Annotated in this window: 22 protein-coding genes; 4 read left to right on the top strand and 18 right to left on the bottom strand. The window is 42.6% G+C overall.

The genetic code is table 11. The features are described 5' to 3' along the window. Positions 1–273: 273 nt before the first annotated feature. The 7 genes from IEY40_RS12610 to IEY40_RS12580 all read right to left on the bottom strand — a co-directional run bounded on the left by IEY40_RS12610 (position 274) and on the right by IEY40_RS12580 (position 9229). The gene (locus IEY40_RS12610; RefSeq protein WP_188956705.1) at positions 274–636 is read right to left on the bottom strand and encodes a YajD family HNH nuclease; all 363 of its coding nucleotides are present in this window, start codon (positions 634–636) and stop codon (positions 274–276) included. Positions 637–1110: 474 nt separating this feature from the next. Further along, positions 1111–1692, bottom strand: a complete 582-nt coding sequence (locus IEY40_RS12605) for a DUF502 domain-containing protein (RefSeq protein ID WP_188956704.1) — start codon at positions 1690–1692, stop codon at positions 1111–1113. A gap of 457 nt (positions 1693–2149) precedes the next feature. Beyond that, on the bottom strand, positions 2150–3295 hold the full coding sequence (locus IEY40_RS12600; RefSeq protein ID WP_188956703.1) for a putative sulfate/molybdate transporter: 1146 nt from the start codon (positions 3293–3295) through the stop codon (positions 2150–2152). Between the two features lie 357 nt (positions 3296–3652). After that, positions 3653–4357, bottom strand: coding sequence for a phosphate signaling complex protein PhoU (gene phoU, locus IEY40_RS12595; protein ID WP_188956701.1), 705 nt, complete (start codon positions 4355–4357; stop codon positions 3653–3655). A gap of 49 nt (positions 4358–4406) precedes the next feature. After that, the gene (pstB, locus tag IEY40_RS12590) at positions 4407–5225 is read right to left on the bottom strand and encodes a phosphate ABC transporter ATP-binding protein PstB (protein ID WP_188956699.1); all 819 of its coding nucleotides are present in this window, start codon (positions 5223–5225) and stop codon (positions 4407–4409) included. A 28-nt stretch (positions 5226–5253) separates the two neighbouring features. After that, on the bottom strand, positions 5254–6915 hold the full coding sequence (gene pstA / locus IEY40_RS12585) for a phosphate ABC transporter permease PstA (protein WP_188956698.1): 1662 nt from the start codon (positions 6913–6915) through the stop codon (positions 5254–5256). Positions 6916–6973: 58 nt separating this feature from the next. Further along, positions 6974–9229 (bottom strand): ABC transporter permease subunit, encoded by a 2256-nt coding sequence (locus IEY40_RS12580; protein ID WP_188956696.1) that lies wholly within the window; start codon positions 9227–9229, stop codon positions 6974–6976. 285 nt (positions 9230–9514) lie between these two features. On the opposite strand from IEY40_RS12580, the gene IEY40_RS12575 reads away from it, so the two are divergent. The 4 genes from IEY40_RS12575 (at position 9515) to IEY40_RS12560 (ending at position 12267) form a co-directional block, all read left to right on the top strand. Beyond that, a complete protein-coding gene (locus tag IEY40_RS12575; RefSeq protein WP_188956694.1) occupies positions 9515–10021 on the top strand; it encodes a glycine cleavage system transcriptional repressor in 507 nt (168 codons plus the stop codon). A gap of 109 nt (positions 10022–10130) precedes the next feature. Continuing rightward, positions 10131–10949: a DUF2797 domain-containing protein gene (locus tag IEY40_RS12570; RefSeq protein WP_188956691.1), complete on the top strand. Its 819-nt coding sequence runs from the start codon at positions 10131–10133 to the stop codon at positions 10947–10949. 148 nt (positions 10950–11097) lie between these two features. After that, positions 11098–11706 (top strand): LysE family translocator, encoded by a 609-nt coding sequence (locus IEY40_RS12565; protein ID WP_188956689.1) that lies wholly within the window; start codon positions 11098–11100, stop codon positions 11704–11706. Positions 11707–11721: 15 nt separating this feature from the next. After that, positions 11722–12267: a DUF1415 domain-containing protein gene (locus tag IEY40_RS12560; protein ID WP_188956688.1), complete on the top strand. Its 546-nt coding sequence runs from the start codon at positions 11722–11724 to the stop codon at positions 12265–12267. 1195 nt (positions 12268–13462) lie between these two features. Here the strand turns inward: IEY40_RS12560 and IEY40_RS12555 are convergent. The 11 genes from IEY40_RS12555 to IEY40_RS12505 form a co-directional block, all read right to left on the bottom strand. Then, entirely contained in the window at positions 13463–15463 is a 2001-nt protein-coding gene (locus IEY40_RS12555; RefSeq protein WP_188956686.1) for a methyl-accepting chemotaxis protein, read from the bottom strand. A 145-nt stretch (positions 15464–15608) separates the two neighbouring features. Then, the gene (locus IEY40_RS12550) at positions 15609–16439 is read right to left on the bottom strand and encodes an alpha/beta fold hydrolase (protein ID WP_188956684.1); all 831 of its coding nucleotides are present in this window, start codon (positions 16437–16439) and stop codon (positions 15609–15611) included. Between the two features lie 18 nt (positions 16440–16457). Continuing rightward, a complete protein-coding gene (locus tag IEY40_RS12545; protein WP_188956682.1) occupies positions 16458–16823 on the bottom strand; it encodes a hypothetical protein in 366 nt (121 codons plus the stop codon). 130 nt (positions 16824–16953) lie between these two features. Continuing rightward, positions 16954–18546, bottom strand: a complete 1593-nt coding sequence (locus tag IEY40_RS12540) for an ABC-F family ATPase (protein WP_188956680.1) — start codon at positions 18544–18546, stop codon at positions 16954–16956. A gap of 340 nt (positions 18547–18886) precedes the next feature. Next, entirely contained in the window at positions 18887–19807 is a 921-nt protein-coding gene (locus IEY40_RS12535) for a M14 family metallopeptidase (RefSeq protein ID WP_188956679.1), read from the bottom strand. Between the two features lie 26 nt (positions 19808–19833). Then, on the bottom strand, positions 19834–20847 hold the full coding sequence (locus IEY40_RS12530) for a DMT family transporter (protein WP_188956677.1): 1014 nt from the start codon (positions 20845–20847) through the stop codon (positions 19834–19836). 21 nt (positions 20848–20868) lie between these two features. Further along, on the bottom strand, positions 20869–21075 hold the full coding sequence (locus IEY40_RS12525; RefSeq protein ID WP_188957039.1) for a hypothetical protein: 207 nt from the start codon (positions 21073–21075) through the stop codon (positions 20869–20871). A gap of 201 nt (positions 21076–21276) precedes the next feature. Beyond that, positions 21277–22035, bottom strand: a complete 759-nt coding sequence (locus IEY40_RS12520) for an SDR family oxidoreductase (RefSeq protein WP_188956675.1) — start codon at positions 22033–22035, stop codon at positions 21277–21279. 12 nt (positions 22036–22047) lie between these two features. Next, positions 22048–22947, bottom strand: a complete 900-nt coding sequence (gene mmsB, locus IEY40_RS12515; RefSeq protein WP_188956673.1) for a 3-hydroxyisobutyrate dehydrogenase — start codon at positions 22945–22947, stop codon at positions 22048–22050. A gap of 14 nt (positions 22948–22961) precedes the next feature. Then, the gene (locus IEY40_RS12510) at positions 22962–24080 is read right to left on the bottom strand and encodes an enoyl-CoA hydratase/isomerase family protein (RefSeq protein ID WP_188956671.1); all 1119 of its coding nucleotides are present in this window, start codon (positions 24078–24080) and stop codon (positions 22962–22964) included. Further along, complete coding sequence (locus IEY40_RS12505) at positions 24080–24862, bottom strand: enoyl-CoA hydratase (RefSeq protein WP_188957037.1); 783 nt, start codon at positions 24860–24862, stop codon at positions 24080–24082. Before IEY40_RS12505 ends, IEY40_RS12510 begins: the two co-directional genes overlap by 1 nt. Between the last annotated feature and the right edge of the window lie 45 nt (positions 24863–24907).

Here is a 24907-nt window from a genome sequence, read left to right as displayed (position 1 = left end):
GGCGTCATTTGAATACGAATGAACAAACGACGGAGTTTGTCCCTACCCGCACGTCATCCCTGAATGCTTGTATCAGGGATCCAGGTGTTTCTTTTGACCTTGTGTAAAAGCAAAAAAGCTAACACCTGGATTCCGGCTAAAAAGCATTGCTGGAACGACGTAGTAGGAAGCATTGCTGGAACGACTAAATCATTAGCATTGCTGTAACGACGTAATAGGAAGCATTGCCGTAACGACTACGTAATTAGCATCGCTGCAACGACGGCTATGCCTCTACTTTTTCATCATGGCTTTTAAATCAGCAAATGGATTGAACGTGGCGGCTTCTTGTTTGGCTTCTTTAGTGCTGCCGTAACGGATGAGTTCTTCAAAGCGAGAATGTTCATTGTCGTGACAGTACAGACACAATAATTCCCAGTTGGTGCCATCAGAAGGATTATTATCGTGATTATGATCGCGGTGATGAACGGTTAATTCTGAGAGATTTTTATGAGTGAATTCACGTGTACAGCGACCACAAACCCATGGATAGAGTTTCAGCGCTTGTTCGCGGTAACCCTTTTCTCGGGAGGCTTTGTAGTCTCTGGCTTCTGCTAAGACTTTATCTAATTTACTTGAGTTTTGATTGGTTGACATGATGCATCACTTAATACAAAAAAATTACCCCAAGGATAATCACTGTTATCGCTTGGGGCAATTGTTTATACGCTGTTATTTTACAATCATTTTGCTACAGGAGCTGAATTCGATAAATAAAGGTAATGTAAGTAACGTTCATACTGACTGATAATGTCGGCAATAATCCGCTCACGAGTGTAAGCCGTTACGTCATATTGCTGGCCGCCATGTTCTAGATATACTTCAACACGATAAAAAGCCTTGTTCTGGATTTTTATCGGTTAATTCTACACCTGTCATGGTGTGTGCTCTGATCCGTAAACCATAAGCAAATGCTAACGATTCATCGGCACTTATCACCAAACGTATACGACTATTAAAATGACATAAACCAAGGTTTCATTGCCAAATAGGCATGAAACCTTTGCTTTAACACTTTTGAGGACAATATTGAGTACATGGTAACAATGATGACGAATCAGGCCATTGATATTATTCTGCTTTAGTATTGCTAATCCCAGCGGTGAGATTAAAACGCATGGCATCTTCAAATGACCAATCAACACTAATTAAGTCTTCACGTTTTACTAAACTGGTCACGCCAGCGATTTGATAGCTTAATTGAAATAATACTGGCACCCACTCACCTTCAGGCAATGCATCAGCCAGTGGTTGTGGCGCGGTCTCACTCATGATAAAACCAACGACATAACTTCCATTAGCTTGTTTAACTAACACGGTTTTTTGGGTTTTAGGTTGGCCATCTCGATTCATTAAACTGGCAATATCTCGAATGCTGCCATAAACCGATTTAAACAGCGGAAACTTCATCAACTGGCGTTCTATCCAGCCATAAACCCATGCGATAGGACTAACTGAAAAAAGCAAACCGGCGACAAACACCAAGCTGGCGACTAAGCAAAAACCTGCCCCCACAAACACAGGCGTTATACCCACGAGTTCAAGTAATAACTTACCTAAACCATCAAGCGATATAAATAGCGACCAAAAAAGCCATATGGATAACACCATAGGCAATAAATTCATTAAACCACGGGCAAGGGTATTTTTCATTTATCACATAAAAGCAGGAAGAACAGGATAAAAATGTTAACACAGTTTGTTGATTAGTCACTTCAAATCTGTTCACTGTCTAGAGTCTGTTGATCTTTCAAGGTTATTTTTGCAGCGAATTGTTGGTCTTTACTCACATATATAACTGCGCGGCAGAGACTTTGAGGTGTAGTTATTCTACATAAAAAGTCGATAACGCAGTAAAAATGGCCAACAAACGCTGCCCGAAGGGTTCGGCCAAAAACGTTTTACTCTTTGTTGAATGAGTCTTTGCAAATAAAGAGTTGCCTAGATGGCTAGGCATCAATCCATTCGCCTCGATTAAAACGTTTTTAACTCGAACAAAATTTAACCAGCAAAGAACAACAGCCCCTAGAAACTGTTAACGATTTTGAATCGATTAGAACCTATTAAAAGGCTTGCTGATCTCTGGCCAAAAAGCGGCAAACAGAATGAATTACTTATTCATTTTAGCGACATTCAACCATTGATAACGGCCTAACTCTAATAACACTCCAATGGCTAAGCCTGCTGCTGTATTAATTAATAAGCATGTTGTTGCAGTTGAAAAAATAACAAAAATACAAAAAGGCTTACCATCTATAAAGCGTTTTGACCACGCTAATTGCGTACCAGCTATTGCAAGTAGACTGCCTAAAATAGCAAGAGGAATTAATGAAAGCGCACCGGCAATGCCTTGGCCCCAAAAAATAGCAATGAGTATACATGTACTGCCAAATATAGTGGGAGCTAACCATGTCCGAGCACCAAAGTGATGTTGCACGGCAAGCCCTCCCGCGCCATGACACATGGCTGCAGCCCCAAAGGGAGCTAACAATAAGTTAGCCCAACCAGAACTTTTAGCAAATTGTTGTGGTTCAAACTTAGCTGCGTCTTCAGGAAACTTATCTTTGGCCATTGCCGATACGGCAATGACGGCATTAGTTAGTGTCAGGGCTAACTGCGGTAATACTAATAGTATTGCCGCTGAGCCCCATTCATCGATACTAGGCCAACTTAATTGCCATGCACTAGCTTGGGTAAAGTTAAAGCTAGGCGTTGTACCACTGGTATATTGCCAAGTAATACCCAAAATAATCACTAACGGCATGACCAAGTATTGCATTGGCATATAACGACTAGCGAACAATAACCCGAATGCAAGTAAACCAATAAACCAAGTTTCGCTCATCATAACGCCACCGAGCCAAATAAGCTGAAGTCCTATTGCTAACTGGATACCAATACTAATTGCTGGCGATAACTGCTTAGCCATCCATTGAATAATGCCGCTGTAAGCTAATATCAGCAAAATAATTCCCATTAATATCGCCGACGCTTGGAGCATTCCGAGTGACATTCCTTCTGCAATGACTAACGCACTAATCACCTTCATAGGTTGTACTGGCATAGGTCTTCGATAATAAAGCGCTGTAAATAATGCAAACAAGCCGAAACCTAAGAATATCCCTTGAGGAGAAAAGTGATTAAGAGCAATTAACCCTAACACTAGAGGAAGGAAGGTGCCTAAGTCTGCAAATGCACCACTGAACTCACCTGAAATCTTATTGACGTTGTCGTAACGATTGATTTCGCATCTCATAAATCTTGCCGAAGGTAATAGATACTTAAACATAGCAATTACAATGCCACATCAAAAGTGAGATCTACTTCAAAATAAAAAACTGATTTACAAAATTTTTGGGACAATTTGAACCAGTGCATATTATCAACACTGTCATTATGTCCACATGATTACGACTCATGAATTAAAAGCAGTCAACAACCTTGTTTAGATTGCCGTTACCATAAGGTGAAAAGGGATCCAGTGTAGATAATACGTGCGGAGTCACTTTTAACAGGTATAAAAAAGCCCCAATTAAGGGGCTTTACCATACATAACAACACTCATGGCAGCACGATTAAGCTCGTGAGACACTTGAGTATTATTATTGAAAAGTTACAGATCTTTTTCCATATCTTCATACGAAGTATGGCGAACATCTTTACCTTTTACATAATAAATCACATATTCGCAGATGTTTTTACAACGGTCGCCAACACGCTCTACTGCACGCGCTGCCCATAACACGTCTAACACTCCCGGAATTGAACGCGGGTCTTCCATCATGTAGGTCATTAATTGACGAATAATACCTTCGTATTCTTTGTCTAACTTAGCATCTTCTTTGTGAAGCTCAAGAGCTTGTTCTGCATCCATACGCGCTAGTGCATCTAGGGTTGAGTGCAACATGCGTGTTGCATGACGGCCCATGCTTTCAATGCTCACTAATAATGGCTGTTGCGTGTTGACACGTTTTTCAAGCGCAGCTTTAGCAATACGCACACAAGCATCACCAATGCGCTCTAAATCAGCGATGGTTTTTGAAATAGCAATGATCATGCGTAAGTCACTGGCGGCCGGCTGACGTTTGGCAATAATACGCGTGCACTCTTCATCAATTGACACTTCCATGCCATTCACTCGGTGATCGCCTTCAATCACTTTTTGTGCCAGTTCGGCATCTAATGTTGTTAACGCATCAAGTGCTTGCTCGAGCTGACGTTCAACTAAACCGCCCATAGCCAATACGCGATTACGAATATCTTCAAGTTCAGCATTAAACTGGCCAGAGATATGTTTACTTAAATTCATTTTTTCCATAATACCCACCTAAATTTTATCTGTTTATTAAAAGCGATGTAATGAGAGATTAACCGTAACGACCGGTAATATAATCTTCTGTTTTACGCTTTTTAGGGGTAGTAAAAATCGTGTTCGTGTCTGCGTATTCAACCAGTTCACCCATGTACATAAACGCCGTTTGATCCGATACACGCGCAGCCTGCTGCATGTTATGCGTTACAATCACCACAGTGTACTGCTGTTTAAGTTCGGTGATTAATTCTTCAATGGTTAAGGTTGAAATAGGATCCAACGCCGATGTCGGTTCATCGAGCAATAAAACTTCTGGCTCAATGGCAATAGCACGTGCGATCACTAAACGCTGTTGCTGACCACCCGACAAGCCAAAGGCGTTGTCATGTAGACGGTCTTTTACTTCATCCCAAATCGCAGCGCCACGCAGTGAGCGTTCTGCTGCTTCATCTAATTCACGGCGGTTATTTAACCCTTGCAAGCGTAAGCCATAAACCACGTTTTCGTAGATTGACTTAGGGAATGGGTTAGGACGCTGAAACACCATACCGACGTTACGGCGCAATGACGCGACATCCACTTTTTTGTCATAGATATTTTGCCCATGAAGCAAGATTTCACCGTCGATTTTACAACTATCAACTAAGTCGTTCATGCGGTTAATACAACGTAACAAGGTTGATTTACCACAACCACTTGGGCCAATGAACGCCGTAACTTGTTTTTTAGGGATCTTCATCGACACATCAAACAACGCTTGTTTATCACCGTAACGTAAATCAAGGTTACGGATCTCAAGTGCGGTATCCTGCGCGGGTAAGTTAACTAAATCAACTGCTTCTGTTTGCATTGCTGAACTATCAATAGAAATCATTTTTTTCTTTCCTTCAGGATATCGCTAATTAGTGTTCTAGCGAACGGAATTTTTCACGTAAATGGTTGCGCACGCTAATCGCGGTTAAGTTAAGTGCAACAATTACTGATACTAATAAGAACGATGTTGCGTACACCAATGGGCGCGCAGCTTCAACGTTAGGGCTTTGGAAGCCAACATCGTAAATATGGAAGCCTAAGTGCATAAACTTACGTTCTAAATGCACAAACGGGAAGTTCATGTCTATGGGTAAAGTTGGCGCTAATTTTACCACACCCACTAACATCAACGGTGCAACTTCACCAGCCGCACGCGCTACCGCTAAAATCAAACCTGTCATAATGGCTGGGCTTGCCATTGGAATAACAATGCGCCATAAGGTTTCTGCTTTAGTTGCTCCTAATGCCAAGCTGCCCTGGCGAACTGCACTTGGGATACGGCTTAAGCCTTCCTCTGTCGATACAATCACAACCGGTAAAGTTAAAATAGCCAATGTAAGCGCAGACCAAATCACACCTGGTGAGCCAAATGTCGGTGCAGGTAATGCTTCAGGGAAAAACAATTGGTCAATTGATCCGCCCATCATGTATACAAAGAAGCCTAAACCAAACACACCATAAACAATTGACGGCACACCAGCTAAGTTAATCACAGCAATGCGGATCATCTTAGTAATCGGGCCTTTCTTAGCGTATTCGTGCAAGTAAATCGCTGCGATAACACCAAATGGCGTCACAATAACAGCCATTAACATCACCATAAACACGGTACCGAAAATGGCTGGAAATACTCCCCCCTCAGTATTGGCTTCTCGCGGGTCGTCGTTAATAAAGCGACCTATACCGGCAAACCAATGACCGACTTTTTGCAGCACGTTCATGTGGTTTACGTAGCTAACATCTAAAATAGAGTCTAGCTTGAGTATCACTTCTTCACCGCGCATATCGCGCACAACAACTGAGTCACGAGCGGCTTGATCACGCAGTGCAAATAAATCTTTTTCAAGCACGAGGTAGTCTTGGTTTAACTGCTCGATTTGTGCCTTAATATCAGCTTTGCGCTTGTCCGTTAATTCACCATCAAGCTCATAACCACGCTGCTTTAAGCGAAGACGTTCAATTTGATAGTTAATTGAACCAATATCTGACTTTTGTAGGCTTAACGCCTGATCAGAAATATCAACGGCTCGATCTATATGGCTAAATAGAGAGGCTTCAATATCAGCTTCACTGTTTAACTCTAAGCGTTTTCCGTCTTCAATCACAGCAATTGGGTAGCCATAGAAGTTACCGTTTTTGGTACGCTCTAGTTTTGCAACGTCAGCTGGCGTTGTGCGGCTAACGATATCTGTGGCTAAAATCCAACGAAAATCTAAGCCAACAAACTCACGGTTACCGGTTTTAACCAAGTAACGTGTCACAAATTCACCAGGATGTTCTGTGAACTTATGACCGGCAGAGATTAAACGCTCTGTTGGCACTTCTTCACGGTCGTAAATTTCACCAATTAACGTGCTTTTTACCCCGTTGTTATCTTCTAGTTGCCATTCATAAATGTCAGCTGGCCAAAAGTAACTTAAGCCACGCCATGCGATTAACAGTAATAAGCCTAAAACGGCAATTAAACTGATACTTACGGCACCACCTGTCATCCAAATCCAAGGTGAACCTGATTTAAACCACTTACCCATTGCACAAACCTCTCAAGGCGATTGGCGAAATAATCAATATATGAGTCATCATCTTTCCCTACAGTGAGCTATAACGGTCGCGTAAACGCTGACGTACGACTTCTGCAATGGTGTTGAAGAAGAAGGTAAATATAAACAGTACAAAGGCGGCTAAGAACAACACTCGATAGTGCGAACTGCCAATGGCTGACTCTGGCATTTCTACCGCAATGTTAGCTGCCAAGGTACGCATACCCTCAAACACACTCCACTCGAGAATCGCTGTGTTACCGGTGGCCATTAATACAATCATGGTTTCACCTACGGCGCGGCCAAGCCCCATCATAATGGCAGAGAAAATACCTGGACTTGCGGTTAGCAACACGACACGGGTCAAAGTTTGCCAGTTAGTAGCACCTAATGCCAAACTGCCGTTTGATAAGTGACGCGGTACTGAGAAAATGGCATCTTCGGCGATAGAGAAAATGGTTGGGATAACCGCAAAGCCCATCGCAATACCTACCACAAACGCGTTACGTTGGTCGAAGGTAATGCCTAGATCGTTAGTGATAAATTGACGTGTGTTACCGTCAAACAATGCCACTTCAATTACTGGACTAATGGTGAACGAGAACCAACCAACGAAAATAATCACTGGTAGCAACATCAGTTCTTGATAGGTTTCTGGTAAGCGGTGCTTCCAGGTTTCTGGCATTTTGCTCCATGCAAATGCAGTGGTTAATATCGATATTGGCAACAACATCAGTAACACCACAATGCCGGGCAAGTGATCTTCAATGAGTGGCGCTAACCATAAACCCGCTAAGAAACCCAGAATAACCGTAGGTAACGCTTCCATAATTTCAATGGTCGGTTTAACCACATTACGCACTTTAGGTGTCATGAAGTAAGCCGTATAAATGGCTCCTGCAACCGCAAGAGGTACCGCAAACAGCATGGCATAAAATGCCGCTTTCATAGTACCAAATGCTAATGGCATTAAACTTAACTTAGCTTCAAAATCGTCTGAACCAGACGTTGACTGCCAAACATATTGCGGCTCAGGATAACCTTCGTACCACACTTTTTGCCACAAGGCGCTCCACGATACTTCTGGATGGTCGTTTTCAACCGAAAACAGATTGAGCTTGTTATCCGCTTCAATCACCAAAGCATTTGAACGCGGGCTAAACGCCATTAAACCTGGGTTAGGTAAGCTGTACTTTTCATCAAACAAGTTACGTTGGCTAGTAGTGTACAGTAAGGTTAACTCCCCTTCTGAACTCAACACTGCAAAACTTTTACGATAAAACTCAGTGGCCATGGCGTTCACTGGCGCAACATCGTCAAACTCACGAATTTGTTGGTACAAACGGCCTTTATCGCCATTCACCTGAAAGTACTGGCTGATCACACCACTGTCGTAGCTGATCATAATTGAGCTAGCACCCGCAAGTAAGTTTACTTGCTTAATTTTGGCTTCACCCTTTTTAACATCCAGCACTTGCAGTAATTCGACCTCGTCAGCATCGCGAGTGTTGTACACAAATAACTTGTCAGTGGTGCTTAAAATTAATTGGCGATGATCGGGGGTCATTAACGCTGACACCACTTGCTTAGGCGCATCTTCAACAAACACTTCGATAGAAGACCATTCAACTTCTTCGGTCATCATGTTTTCTTCGCCTTCTTGGCGATTTAGCTTCCAGGCACCATTGGCATCTTGGTAAGCAAAGCTCATACGGCTACCGCTGTAGTCGAACACTAGGTTATATACGGCGCCATCTTCGTTGATGGTTAACGGCTCATCACCGATTGGATAAGTTAATTTAGGCGTAATTTGACGCTGATTGTCTGGGTAGGTCACCGTAAAGTCGATTCCGACAACGATAACTTGGCCATTGCTTAAACCTAACGCAAAACGTTGTTCGCTTGGACTCGATTTAGCACTACTTGTCACCGTTGCGCCGTCTGGTAACTTAGGGGTAAACGATGAAATTAATTGTCCGGTTAACGAAGAATAAAAATCAACCGTACCTAATTGCGTGACGCGATATAACACTTCGTTTTGCTCATCACTGCCAATCATTAACGTTTTGGCATCAGCATGTTGATAGCTCACACTGGTCACAGGTTCTATATGTGCCCCATCAAAAATAGGCTTGATGACATACAGCAAGTAGAAAAATATTAATAACAGAGCCACAAACACCATAGTGCCGCCGACTGTTATCCCAAACTCTGCTGCTTTATCCTTAAATGCTCTGCGTGATGCTTGTTTACCCGCTAGTAAACTTTTTTCAGCAGAACCAGGTTGATTTACCTGACTTTCCATTAAGAACCTCTAATAATTAATCGATGCCATAATTAGCGCTTTGATTGTGCAGTTTACTGTGCTAACAATAAATATTTATGACTAAATGGTTAACTTTATTCAGTAAATTAACAACGAATATTGCGACGCAAAGCCATATCATTATTAATTACTCAACACCATTAGATGCATAATTAAATCGTCGTAAAACAGCAGTAAAGCCATAACACAATCTTAAGTGGCTGCGATTATATGACGTAAAGATGACAGTTGTGTTACAGCCAATGTATATAGGAGAAATATCGTATGATGCGTTACCTTATCACTTTGCAAGCACCTGATAGAAAAGGATTAGTAGAACAAATCGCCAATGTGGTTAGCCGACATAATGGTAACTGGTTGGATTCTGAAATGCGCCATATTGATGGCGTTTTTGCCGCAATATTACAATTAGAAGTGCCGGCACTGAAATGGGATGAGCTGGTTGATGCACTTGAATGCATTGATGGCCTCACCATGACCTTTTCCAAAACCAGTTTGAGTGCGAAGCCCATCAAACAACTCCGTTACAACCTTGTAGCTTATGATCGCCCGGGTATTGTTTTGCATATATCTAATAAAATGAATGCATTAGGTATTAATATAGAAAGATTTAGTAGCCAGTATGAAACGGCAAGCCATACTGGGATTGCCTTATTTAGAGCCACAATGGAGCTCGGGCTTACTGATGCAGCTCAAGAAGAGATGATTGCCATCTCGTTGTATGAAATGGGAGATGATGTGGTATTAGATAAATTAAGCCAGTCAGCTTAAAAACTAACTGATTAACAGTACATGAACCCTGTTAGCTAAATTAACGCTAAATTCCATTTTCATCATCTGCTAAACTGCGAGCAAATAAAGACGATAAAATGGATTCACCATGTTTGGAACGCTATCAAAACTGAAAACCCACCTCAATGACAACAATGAGGTGGAATATCATTTACCTGTCGGTGAGGAGCGCTTAGCGCTAAACCCACTCATTGGTAAAACGCTTACCATGACTCACACAGGTAATGTTTTTTGCAGCAGCTGCGGTAAAAAAACCAAAAAGAGTTACTCGCAAGGCCATTGCTATGTGTGTATGACAAAGTTAGCCAGTTGTGACATGTGCATAATGAAACCAGAAACCTGTCACTTTGATCAGGGTACGTGTCGTGAGCCAGAATGGGCAATGTCAAACTGTTTTGTGCCACATTATGTTTATTTATCTAATACTTCTGGTATTAAAGTCGGCATTACTCGGCACACGCAAATCCCTACGCGCTGGATTGACCAGGGTGCCACTCAAGGCTTACCTATTTTTAAAGTGTCAACGCGTAAAATGTCTGGGTTAATTGAAATTGAACTTGCCAAATTTATTAACGACAAAACCCATTGGCAAGCCATGCTTAAAGGTCATAATGACGACATCGATCTGGTTGATCAGGCTGCGCAACTTATTCCGTTAATTGAAGATAAACTGCAAGCACTTGCCAAAGAGCATGAAGATATTGTCATAGAACGTTTAGATGCCAAGATTCAAGCGATTAGCTACCCTATTACTGAATTTCCGACCAAAGTAAAATCACATAACTTTGATAAAATTGCTGAGGTAAGCGGGATATTGCAAGGTATTAAGGGTCAATACCTGATTTTTGATACTGGCGTGATTAACATTCGTAAGTTTTCATCTTATGAAGTCGATGTGAGTTGCTAACCATTGTGGCGACTGCTGTTCTCAATGTTCAGCAGTTTCACTGATTTATGAGTAAATAATTTACTCATTTGTAAAAATATCATTATGCTCGGTAGAAAAATTCCCCTAAAATTCTGCTTCTCAAAACCTTAGCTTAAGAGACCCATTCATGGAGTTAGTGTTCGCCATTGCATTGTTTGCTTTTTCTGCTGGAATAACCCCAGGTCCTAACAACATTATGTTGATGACATCTGGGGTAAACTTTGGCATTAAACGCAGTATTCCGCACTTGCTAGGCATAAGCTTGGGCTTTCCAACTATGATTTTAGCCGTCGGATTAGGCTTAAGCGCAATATTTCAGGCTTATCCGATTATTCATACGGTAATCAAAGTAGTTGGTATTACTTACCTACTCTATTTGTCGTGGTTAATTGCTAATAGCAGTAGCAAAATGGAAGGCAAACAAGTCAGTAAACCGTTTAGCTTTATACAAGCTGCCGCATTTCAATGGGTAAACCCTAAAGGCTGGATTATGGCCGTGGGCGCAATAGCGACTTTTACTTCGGTGCAACAGGAGTTAAATAGCCAGGTGATTACCATCGCCAGCGTGTTTTTATGTGTCGCATTCCCCTGTGCTATTGTTTGGTTAAGTTTTGGCGTCGCACTTAAACGTTTATTAAAAAATGAACGCCAACAGCGTATTTTTAATATTTCGATGGCATTGCTATTGGTCGCATCAATTATTCCTATGGTGTTACCCGCTTCATCACCAGTATAACGAAAAGGTTAATTAATGGAACACCATGAATGCCTGGCTCACACAGAAAAGTGGGTTGTTGATGTCATCATGAAATACAATATTTGTCCGTTTGCTCGTAGAGAGGTTGAACGTGCCAGTATTCGCTATGTGGCCATTGAACAAACCAAAGTAAAAGCAGTATTGAAAGCACTAGCAACCGAATGCCAATACCTTGATGACCACCCAGAAACTGAAACGACCTTGTTCATTTTACCGCGCGGCTTCGAGGGGTTTTATGCCTATTTAGATCTGGTAGACGATGCCACCGACTTATTAGTTGAGCACGATTATGAAGGTGTGTATCAACTGGCAACGTTTCATCCAGACTATTGCTTTGAAGGCGAACCCCAGGATAGCGCCGCTAACTTTACCAATCGAGCTCCCTACCCAACCTTGCACATCATTCGCGAAGCTAGCATGGAAATTGCGCTGGCAAACTACACAGACCCCGAATCAATCCCTGAGCGTAATATTGCTTTTGCTGAACGCAAAGGCAGCGAGTTTTTTGTCAATTTATTGCAGCATTGTACTAAAGCGTAGACTGATAACGGTTTACGAAATGCTTCGCTTGCAGACTCAAGGTTCTAGGTTCTAGGTTCTAGGTTCTAGGTTCTAGGTTCTAGGTTCTAGGTTCTAGCACGTCATCCTCGAATGCTTTAATCGGGGATCCAGGTGTTTCTTTTGACTTTGCTTGGGCATTGAATCTTTAAAGCATAAAAGCCAACACCTGGATTCCGGCCCAATAGCATTGCCGGAACGACGGAGTAGTGAGCGTTGTTTGAATTCGAATGAGCAAAAGGCGAAGTAATGGGCTTAATCTGAGTACCGATTAGCAAATGTGTCATTTGGCCCCACCGGCACGTCATCCCTGAGATCTGTTATCAGGGATCCTGGTGTTTCTTTTGACCTTGCTTGGGCATTGAATCTTTAAAGCATAAAAGCCAACACCTGGATTCCGGCCCAATAGCATTGCCGGAACGACGGAGTAGTGAGCGTTGTTTGAATTCGAATGAGCAAAAGGCGAAGTAATAGGCTTAATCTGAATTCAAATGAGTAAAAGGCGAAGTAGTTGGCGTAATCTGAATTCGAATGAGCAAAAGGCGAAGTAGTGGGCTTAATCTGAGTACGGATTAGCAAATGTGTCATTTGGCCCCACCGGCACGTCATCCCTGAGAGCTGTTATCAGGGATCCAGGTGTTTCTTTCGACTTTGCTTGGGCATTGAATCTTTAAAGCATAAAAGCCAACACCTGGATTCCGGCCCAATAGCATTGCCGGAACGACGGAGTAGTGAGCGTTGTTTGAATTCGAATGAGCAAAAGGCGAAGTAGTTGGCGTAATCTGAATTCGAATGAGCAAAAGGCGAAGTAGTGGGCTTAATCTGAGTACGGATTAGCAAATGTGTCATTTGGCCACACCTGCACGTCATCCCTGAGATCTGTTATCAGGGATCCAGGTGTTTCTTTTGACCTTGCTTAAAAACTTTAAAGCATAAAAGCCAACACCTGGATTCCGGCTCAATAGCATTGCCGGAACGACGGAGTAGTGGAAGTAAACAGGCGATAAAGGGTGATGACGATCCTAGAAGCTAGAACGGACTTCGTCCTGCTAGATCGCTGCGCAGCTATAACAGCGAATAGTCATTTAATCCGTAGCCAAGTAAAACCTGCTGGTTAGTTGCTCAAGCTTTTTATAGCCTCTAGCCGCGTAGCGTTCTAGGTTTTTCGCTTGTTGTCTCAGCTTGTTGATAAGGTAAACTTGCTCACTTGCTGTGACATATTGTTAGCATCATTGAGTAAGCTGTCGTTTAGCTCTGCAAGTTGTTGCGATATTTCTTGAGTATGGTGGTAAATTTCAGTAATTTTCATCGCATTGCGATTCACTTCCTCAGCCACGGCTGACTGCTCATGTGTCGAAGCGGCAATTTGTTCATTCATACTGTCAATGACGCCTACATGTTCAGCAATGAGCTTCAGTTCGCTGCCAGCATGCTTAGACTCTTCAACACTGAGCTGTGCTTGTTCTTGACCTCGTTTCATGGCTTTAACTGCTGTTGTAGCGCCAGACTTTAATCGTTCGGTCATGCTTTTAATATCTTCAGTAGAGCTTTGTGAGCGCTGCGCAAGCGTGCGAACCTCATCAGCAACAACGGCAAAGCCTCGACCTTGATCGCCAGCTCTAGCAGCTTCAATTGCCGCATTAAGTGCTAATAAATTGGTTTGTTCAGCAATGGAGCTAATCACATCAAGAATGGTCACAATACTTTGAACATCAACATCTAAACGACCAATCGCTTGTGCAGCATCTGCTATTTCATTGGCTAGCAATTGAATAGCATCACCGGTTTTACTAACGTCACTTTCACCACTTTTGGCTTCTAAGTTCGCTTTTGCTGACGCATCTGATGCTTGAACAGCATTGGCAGCAATTTCATGCACTGTTGCACTCATTTGTGTCATGGCAGAAGCGACCTGCTCTGCTTCTGATGAACCTTGTAGCACATCGATTTGCATTGAACGTGTATAACCATTCATTTTTTCAACAGCATTAACCAAATTAACCGCATTGACACGCACCTGGGTAATGATGTCTTCAAACTCGGCCATCATTTGATTAAACGCGATTGAAATTTGGCCAAATTCGTCTTCAGATTGATGAGGTAAACGAGTGGTTAAATCATATTGTGTTCCGGCATGGAGCATTTGTTTGTGCAATACATTTAAGCTGCGATGTAAGTATGCCGACACGCTCAGGCTCATAATAATAACAAACACTAAAGCTAACAGTAATAACAACGCGGTGGAGTACATATGTTGCGATGCTTTAGCTAACTTATCCTGGCTGAGTTGAATTAAATCATTACCAAATTGTTTTTCAAGCTCTGTAAGAATTGCAATGCGTGTTGTTGATGTTTTAAACCACTCCTCAGGACTTTGCGCCAACATTGCCGTAGCATCTTGAGCAAATGCCACTTCACGTAAAGCTTGAACATCTGTCATGGCTGAGCTTTGTTGTGCTTGTTTAAATAAATTAATATTGTTTGTGTGAGCCGCAGCAATAAAACGTTCTGCATATGTTTGTTGCTCTGCAACTAAGGTTACAAACTTGCGGAACAAACCTGGAGCAAACTCGCTGTGGCCAAAAGTGGTACTCAATACTGCTCGTTCAATGCCTGCACGCTCTTTTAGCTGCAAGTAAGCTGCAAAAGCTTTAAGCCTCATTGACAGCTCGCTGTCTAGACTTTGGTTTGCCGCTTCATCTACCATCGACAACAATAAAGTATTCATTTGGGTGTAATAGCTAACTTGCTCAGGCACGGTAACAGCAAGATTACTCACCTTATCACGCATTGTTTTTAGTTGAAGTAATGAAGAGGTGACTTGATCATAAGTAGATTGCAATTGAATAGGAAAATCGTCTTGCTGAGCAAATTGTTTAAAGCGGCTAATTTGATTGTCGGTTTGACCACGTTGCACGGGTAAATCGTCTTTAAATGATTGCCCTTTTGACCCAATATAACCTGCACTCATGCCACGTTCTTTTTGCAGCTCATGCACAAGCGCGCTGTTGATAATGGCAACATTAGACAACTCTATCACTAACTGGAGTTGCTGCTGAGTGCGATACTCATTGCTGACATACATGCCGCCAAACAAAATGCTGGTGAGTAGCGGTGGCAATACTAACAAAGCAAGCTTACGTGATATTTTAAGGTTACTTATCCACTGCCAATTCATAAACATTCCTTTGCGATTAATAAAACATATCATTGGGTGATACTTTAGACGACATTTAAACTGCTGTATTACTCAGTAAGCAAAACTCAGACTTAGCTCACAGCTAAATTAGTTTATGCCGTTCTAATTGTTAATGACCTACCTACTATGGGGTATTGGTGTGCGATTGATTTAATGCAAGGCAAAACTCGCTGATTAATGCTGGCCAATCATTAACATCGTCCATTGAACTAGCAATATGTAATGTGGCGTGAGGCAGTGTTTTTTGTAATGTGATTGCACTTTCGACTGGATGAGCATCATCGCCTTCCCAAGCCAGAATGAGTGTCGGAACATCAATACTGGTAAGTTGTTCTATAGTCGGTAAATCATTATCTGCAGCAGCGGTAAATAGCTGGTGTAATGTTTGACGTTTCATCGACTTTAAACCGTCCAGCATGCCTAACACGCTGTGTTTGTGAGCATCGATTAACCAACTTGGGAGCATTTTGTCTAAATGCTTGGCATTCATTTTTGCAAGGCCTTTACCACCCAATATCCGTGCTGCTTTGGCTATTTTATGATAATAATCGACTTGGTTGGCCCTAGCCTGCCAACCTATGGGTGGTGTCATTAAAATCAAGCCTTTTACTCTTTCAGGATACATTAATGCCGCATACAAACTGGTCGCACAACCCATAGATTGTCCACCTAAAATAAGCGGTGTAGCCGCACGATAATACTCAGCGACCCGTAACATATCTTTGGCTAGGTTTGGCCAACGATAGTCATCAACTGACTCGCCTTGGGTTGATAAACCATGGCCGATGGCGTCGTAACGAATAAGTTGGAGCTTTTTAGGAAATCGATGCCATGCATACACGCCAATTGCATCTTCACTTTGCATACAGCCGCATAAACCGTGGGCCCACACTAAGCTTTGGCCTTTACCGCTAATGGAACAATTAAACTGATTGATATTAAATTGTTCTGTCATGGCGTGGTGTTCTCCTACTTATCCTTTTACGATTTCAATTAACCGATTAATAAACAGTTTGATGGCTTCAACATTATCGAATCTAAAGGCTAATCCGTAATGGGTTTCATTTAAGCCTTTGTATTGCCTTGTCGGAAAGCGTGTCATTTGCGCATTGTGATAATAATCGTATTTAGCGTGCACGCCGTCAATGGTGGCAAGCTCTGTTGAAAAAACTTCAAATGCCGGACGGATTATGAGTAACGGGATTTTACCTTCAACATGTACATAAACTGGCTCTTTAAGCTCAGGTAGCATGTATTCGGTGACATTCTTAATATTAAAATTAGTACGACATTTGAGTTCATTCAAGGTACTAGATGCTTGTTCGAGGGTAATGCTCATATATTTGTCTGCCTGTAATCATTTCATTTGAGTATATTGCTAAATCAATAATATAAAAACAAAAAAGCCCTGAACATATATTCAGGGCTTTTAGTGAGTTAATGATTAACTGGGGCGAAGCCCAATCAACTTAACCTTCAATGCCTTTACTTGCGAGGAACTCATCGTAAGTGCCTTTAAAGTCATTAATGCCTTGTGGCCTAACTTCAAGGATACGAGTTGCCAATGACGATACAAATGCACGGTCATGCGATACGAACATTAACGTCCCTTCGTATTTCTCTAGGGCGTTGTTTAATGACTCAATCGACTCCATATCCATGTGGTTGGTTGGTTCATCGAGTAATAAAATGTTTGGCTTTTGCATGATAAGTTTACCGAAGTACATACGGCCCTTTTCACCACCCGACAACACTTTAACCGACTTTTTAATGTCGTCTGCACCAAACAGCATACGGCCTAAAATACCACGAACTGATTGATCGTCATCGTTTTCTTTACGCCATTGGCTCATCCACTCGAACAAGGTCATGTCGTTAGCAAAATCTGATTCATGATCCTGAGCATAATAACCAATGTTATTATTTTCAGACCAATGAATGGTGCCTTCATCCTGTGGAATGTCATGTACTAAAGTACGTAGCAAGGTGGTTTTACCCACACCGTTTTGTCCTAAAATCGCAATGCGCTCGCCCACTTCAACCATAAGGTCAAATTTGCTGAATAAAGGTGTGTCGTAACCCTTGGCTAGATTTTCAACTACCAATGCGTTGCGGAACAATTTCTTTTCTTGTTCAAAACGGATAAACGGGTTAACACGGCTAGATGCTTTGATATCATCAAGCTTAATTTTATCAATCTGTTTTGCACGTGATGTGGCTTGTTTTGCTTTAGATGCGTTAGCCGAGAAACGCGCTACGAAGGTTTGCAACTCAGCGATTTGTGCTTTCTTCTTGGCATTGTCGCTCATTAAACGTTCACGTGATTGTTGTGCTGCCATCATGTATTCGTCGTAGTTACCTGGGAATACGCGCAGTTCACCATAATCTAAGTCAGCCATGTGCGTACACACTGAGTTTAAGAAATAACGGTCATGCGAAATGATGATCATGGTGCTGTTACGTTGGTTCAACATATCTTGCAACCAACGAATAGTATCGATGTCCAAGTTGTTGGTTGGTTCGTCAAGTAACAATAAATCTGGGTCAGAAAACAGCGCTTGAGCCAACAATACACGTAGTTTAAAACCTGGTGCGATTTCACTCATTAAACCAAAGTGCTGCTCGGTACCAATACCTACACCTAATAGTAAGTCACCCGCGCGAGATTCAGCGGTGTAACCGTCCATTTCAGCAAATTCCATCTCAAGATCTGCCACTTTAATGCCGTCTTCTTCGGTCATTTCAGGCAGTGAGTAGATACGATCACGCTCTTGCTTTACTTTCCATAATTCGCGGTGTCCCATGATCACAGTGTCTACGACAGAAAAGGCTTCGTATGCAAACTGGTCCTGGTTTAATTTACCCATGCGCTCGTTAACGTCTAAAGACACGTTACCGCTCGAAGGCTCTAAATCACCGGCAAGGATTTTCATAAAGGTGGATTTACCACAACCATTCGCGCCAATTAAACCGTAGCGATTACCGCCACCAAATTTGACTGAGATATTTTCAAACAGTGGCTTAGCGCCAAACTGCATTGTGATGTTAGCTGTTGTAATCAAAATGAAATTCCAAATCGTGTTGTGTGTTTAAACCAGTATCATATTATAGCTTAATGGCTCGAGTTGACATCTGTGTGACTCAAGTCAGTTCTTAAACAAATGCTTTATCAAATGCCAAGCCTAATAATAATGAGATTTAAACTGATATACGGCATCGCCGAAGGGGTAGATATAAAGCGCGACATTGTAAGGATTATTGGTCTATTTATCAACCTAAACAGTCATTCACAAAAACAGTCTCCGCACTGTAATGATGAGTACAGTGCAAAGACGATTTCACTTTGCGATTAAGACCAGCAAAAAGACTAAGCCGCTAGGCAGCCTATATCGAATCTAAGGTTTACCCCTGCAAATAGTCTACAATGTAATCTAGGCCGCCAGTAATTGCTGCAACTTGCGCATCGTTACATTGTTGAGTCGTTACATGTGGGCTGTCTGGGTACACTTCAGTGGTGGTATTGAAATGATTTACAGTGATGCCAGCACACAAGCTAAGCTTTTTAACCGGATAATTAATCACCCCAAACTGCTCAATCGGTACTTCAATAAGTTGGCCATTGTCATCTGGTGCAATATGAGTCACTTTTGCCACACGATCGATAATGGCTTTTTGAAACTCAGGCGTTGGATTATCACTGTCGCCAACCAAATAAAAACCGTCAGGAATAATACCCTTTTCGTATTCCACGCCATCACGAGCGGACAATAACGGCCTGAACTCTAACTCATCAGTGTCTGTCGTTTCATGTAAATCAATATGAGCATACACCTCACCTAATGTGGCAACAAACGCCATTAATGCCGCCGACTCTTCGGCAGGGCTATTGGCGTAAAAAGAGCGATTAGGGTCTATCGCTCTTGGGTTCCAACGGTTAATCGTTTCATAACCCCATGGACTCACACAGGGCGCAACAGCAATATTAAAATACTGACTGTATAGTTTCGCTTTAGTGGCTAAAAATTGGATTGCGCCATGTACACCACTGGTTTCGTAACCGTGTACGCCACCCGTCACTAAAATGGTCTTTTTGTTACTGTCCCAGTTAGGCGATTTAAAACCAAATAACGGATACTTGTCAGCGTCATAAGATAACGCGCCGTATTGCACTTGCTCAAACTCGCTTGCAAGTGGGATTAATTTACTGACCACTTCATCTTGATATGAACGTTTGATGGTAACTTGTGCTAACCATTGCGCTTTATCAGCATCGGTCCATTTTTGTCCCGGTGTGCCAATTGGATATACAGTCGAATCTGTCATGAAACCTCTTTTATCGTTAATTCTAGTTAAAGTTTAGATTTTGTTTTGGCTAAAATGACCAGGGCAATACCAAACAAAATAATACTGGCGCAGATAATCAGGTGTAGACTAATTTTTTCGCCCACAAAGATGACCCCACCGACTGCGGCAATAACAGGCACAGACAGTTGTAATACTGCGGCATGATTGGCACTTAATCCTCTAAGCGCTTGATACCATAGCGCATAACCTACGCCCGAGGCCAACGCGCCCGAGAGTATCGCTAGTACAACCCCTTGAGTACTTAATTGAAATACCAGCCCAGCCGGATCTGATTGTATTTGTGTTACTGACACTAAACCTGATAACAACCATACGATAGCAAGCATCAACACCACTAACGGTAAAGTGCGAATAAAATTGTAACCTGTGGCAAACAATGGGTTTGCGGTGCCTTTGCCCAACAGGGTATAGCCACCCCACGCGCAACCACTAATGGCCATAAGGACTAAGCCTGTTATTGATAATGTCTCACTGCCAAGGCTGAGGCTAGGCCAAACTAAATAGCCAAAACCGGCAAACGCCACTAGCGCGCCAATTATCTCAAGCAAATTCAGTCTTTGACCTTGTAAATAACTGATCATCATCATACTAATTTGTACAGCTGCAAATAATACTAATGCACCGGTTGCTGTATCTAGCAACACATAAGCGTACGAAAAACCAATGGCATACACAAACAACAATCCCGCAGCTAAATAACTGCCGTGCTTTTTTGTTGACAACTTATCGTTTGTTACTAGGTTTTGCGTTGCTATGTCTTGTGTTGCTAAGTCTTGTTTAGATCGGCCTTTTACTGAAGTCAGTAACATCAATAAAGCCAACATCAACGCACCTGATGCTAATCTGATTGCAGTAAAACTGCTTGGGTCTATGAGTGACACTGCTTGTTCATTTGACAACGCCAGGCGGCAAAATACAGAGTTAGCGGCAAACGCAATTAAGGCTACTAATGTATAAAATGTCAGTGCGGTGCGAGATAGCGGCGTGGTAGAAGCCATAAGTTAACCTTGCTGAATGAGTTATTTAGATGACTTTCTAAAACTGAACTTATTGGCAAACCAGCTAATAACTGCAACTTGCTGAAGGTGGCTCAAGCCAAAATACACACAAATCCATGGAGAAATAAGTAAGAACCACGGTAACGCGGCTGTGGAACGTCCCGAAAACAGCAGATATAAAAAGCCGCCATAAATAATCACAACACCAAGAATACCCACGATAAGCATGATCTTTTTTAATATTTGTTCTAATTTTGCCACGTGATTAATCCTTAAAAGTAAAAAAGCCACGCCGAGCATAAGCTCGGCGTGACAACATCATAACAAACTGAATGCAGGGAATACCAATCACATTCATTATATGAAAGTGCTCAACGCGTTACATTGCGATGAGCGAACAGATAATGAGCAAAAGGATCACTCTATCGCTTATAAGCGAATGCCGCCGTCAATTTCAAATACGCGGCCGTTTACATAATCATTTTCAATGATAAAACGAACCGTTGATGCGATTTCTTCAGGTTGACCTAAGCGCCCTACTGGGACCATTTTCTCTAAACGCTCGAGAGCTTCAGGCTTCATGGCTGCTGTCATTTCAGTAGCTATAACACCCGGCGCCACTGCAGCACTTCGAATATTATAACGCGCTAACTCTTTGGCCCAGCCTACAGACATAGCGGCAACACCTGCTTTAGAAGCAGAATAATTTGATTGTCCCATATTGCCCGATTTAGCCAGGCTAGAAATGTTAATGATAACCCCAGCTTGTTTGGTTTCAATCATTGCCGCAGCCGCTTCACGGCCACATAAAAAGCTGCCGGTTAAGTTAACGTTGATAACCGATTGAAACTGCTGATACGACATACGGTCAGTGACGACGCCACCTTTGGCTTTAACCATTAAGCCGTCACGTAAAATGCCTGCATTATTAATCAGCACATTCACCTGACCAAAGTCTTCAACAATATACTTAAAGCCAGCCACTACATCTTCTTCGTCGGTAATGTCTAGCGCATAACCTTGTACTTCAGTTGTCGCGCCTAAATCAGCACAAGCTTGCTCAAGCTTAGTTTGGTCAACATCGATAAGCGCCAATTTAGCCCCCTGGGCAGCTAAATCATGGGCCATAGCCAGACCTAAACCACCTGCTCCGCCAGTAATGACGACAACCTTATCTTTTAATTCCATCAACTGAATCCTTTATTTTTTCTTTGAAAACTGTTCAAAAATACTCGAAAAATCGCGACTACCATTGCCTTGACGCGCATGATTAACATACAAACTGCGTGCAAGTGAACCCATAGGTGTGCTCGAGTTAGAGGCTAATGCCGCTTGTTGCGACAAGCCTAAATCTTTTACCATGAGGTCGACCATAAAGCCGCCTTGATACCCTTTAGACGACGGCACGTTTTCCATCACATCTGGACATGGATTGTACTTTTCGAGTGTCCAGTTACCGCCGCTGCTGACTTTCATGATATCAGACAATACTTTAGGATCTAAGCCATTATCCAAACCTAATTGGATTGATTCGCTAGTACCGACCATTAACACAGACAAAAGCATGTTATTACAAATTTTGGCAACTTGCCCGGCGCCTACTGCACCCGCATGGAAAATATTGCCGCCCATCACAGTTAACACCGTTTGTGCTTGAGCATATGCTGCATCTGAGCCACCGCATATAAAGGTCAGTGTACCTGCTGCTGCACCTGCTGTACCGCCAGATACTGGCGCATCCATAAATTCAAGGCCTTTCTCGGCAGCTTTAGCGCCCACTAAACGCGCACTGTCGGCATCGATGGTCGAGCAATCAATTAATAGTGTTTGTTTAGAGACTACATCAAGCAGACCTTTATTATTGGCATCACCTAAATATAAGCCTCTAACATGCTTGCCCGCAGGTAACATGGTAATCACAAAGTCTGCCGATGCTGCTGCGCCACAAGCGGTTTTAGCACTCAGAGCACCTTGTGAGGTTAGTGTCTCTACTGCCAGCGGGTTTAAGTCAAATACTGTCACGGTCATGCCGGCTTTGATTAAATTGGCCGCCATTGGGCCACCCATGTTACCTAAACCAATAAATGCTACTGTTGCCATGATAATAATCCTTATTAAGTAAAGTCAGCTAATGGGTGATTCTTGGCGTCCCATGGGGATGTGGTCAGTTGGTTGATTCGGCTTTGATCTACTGCTTCAACATCGTTAAATAACCATTTAGGTTGGCGATCTTTGTCAATCAGTAACGCGCGAACCCCTTCGCAAAAATCGCCCATTGAGCAACAATTAACACTGACACCAAGCTCCCACTTAAAGCATTGCGCTAAACTAAGCTCAGCACCTAATTGAGCTTGGGCAAAAATTAAATGCCAACTAATTGGGCTGCCGGCCAAGGCGGTTTTCTGGGCACGTTGTAGCCATTCAAGATCGGTATTTAAAGTCGATAATTGGTGATGTACATCTAAAATATCACCAGCCATTAATAAATCGATTTGAGTTTGGTATTGCTGTAAATGACTGTCTGGCAGAGTGGCTAGATGCGGCTCACTCATTTTGGTAAGCAAATCACTTAACAATTGATGATTGAGATGACTGTCTTGACTCCACTTTAGTTCGGCCATGGCATCAAATAACAGCTCTTGTTCATCACTGTGTAAATAATGATTGCCCAACTCCACATACAAAGCATCGGCAGCGTTCATGTTGTAAGCGGTTAAGCCTAAAAATAATCCCGTCTTGCCTGGCATACGATTTAAAAAGTAACTGCCACCGACATCGGGGTATAAACCAATCGTGACTTCTGGCATAGCAATTCGGCTTCGCTCAGTCACAATACGATGACTGCCGCCGGCCATTAAACCTAAGCCGCCTCCCATAACAATACCATCGCCCCATACTAATACTGGTTTACCAAATTGATGCAGCAAGTAATCGAGCTGATACTCTTGAGTAAAGAAACCGCACGCTTCATCGGTAATGTTATTTGGGTTAGCAATAGATGCATGATAAATCGCACGCACATCACCACCGGCGCAAAATGCTTTTTCGCCCGCACCTTGTAACACTATGCACGCAATGCTGTCATCGGTTTGCCAGCGGGTTAATTGGGTTTGCATCGCGGCAACCATATCGAGGGTTAACGCATTGAGCGCTTTTTCGATGTTAAGGGTCACGATGCCAATCGATTGGCCTGATAGTGTGCCGAGAGTTTGAAATATTACATCTTGAGTCATTAGCAGTTCTTCCAGATTGCGGCGCGTTTTTGTAAAAAGGCGTTCACACCTTCAGCTTGATCTTCGGTATCAAATAAACCGACAAATAATTCACGTTCAAGTGGCAGCGCTTGAGTGCGTGGCATCGTTCGCCCAGCTTGAATTAAGGTTTTGCAAACACTCACGCTACTCGGTGACTGTTTCGCGACTTTAGCCGCGAGGGCAACCGCGGCATCAAGGGCTTGACCTTTTTCAACGACTTCTTCAATTAATCCAATTTTTTCAGCTTTTGCGGCATCAATACGCTCGCCACATAAAATCATTCGTTTAGCCCAACCTTCACCCACTAATGCAGTGAGGTTTTGTGTGCCACCAGCACAAGGTAATAATCCAACGGTGGCTTCAGGTAGTGCCATTTGCGCCTGGGCTTCAGCAATACGAATATCGCAGGCTAATGCAACCTCTAAACCGCCGCCCATGGTGTAACCGTTAATGGCGGCAATTGACACGCCACGGAACGCACTTAGGGTTTCAAAGGCTTCACCAAAATGCTTTGCCATGCTTGCAGCATTGCCTTTATCGCCATCGGCAAATAAATTTAAATCGGCACCAGCGGAGAAAAACTTTTCACCTTGACCTGTGATCACTAGGGCATAAATATCTTTGTTTTGATTCAGCTTAATAATGGTTTGCTTCAATAACTGTAAACTGTCTGCTGTCCATGTATTGGCTGGCGGGTTGTTGAGGGTCAAAATGGCCGTATGACCAATAATATGTTCGATTAATGCGGTGTTTGTTGTCATCATTTACTGTCCTTAGGCTAGGGCTAGAGAGTCACGAGTGGAACG

Origin of the sequence: Shewanella ulleungensis (genome assembly GCF_014648315.1) — a bacterium.
Lineage (GTDB): Bacteria > Pseudomonadota > Gammaproteobacteria > Enterobacterales > Shewanellaceae > Shewanella > Shewanella ulleungensis.
The sequence above is the reverse complement of the archived record's forward strand: the minus strand, read 5'-3'. Positions and strand labels throughout refer to the sequence as shown.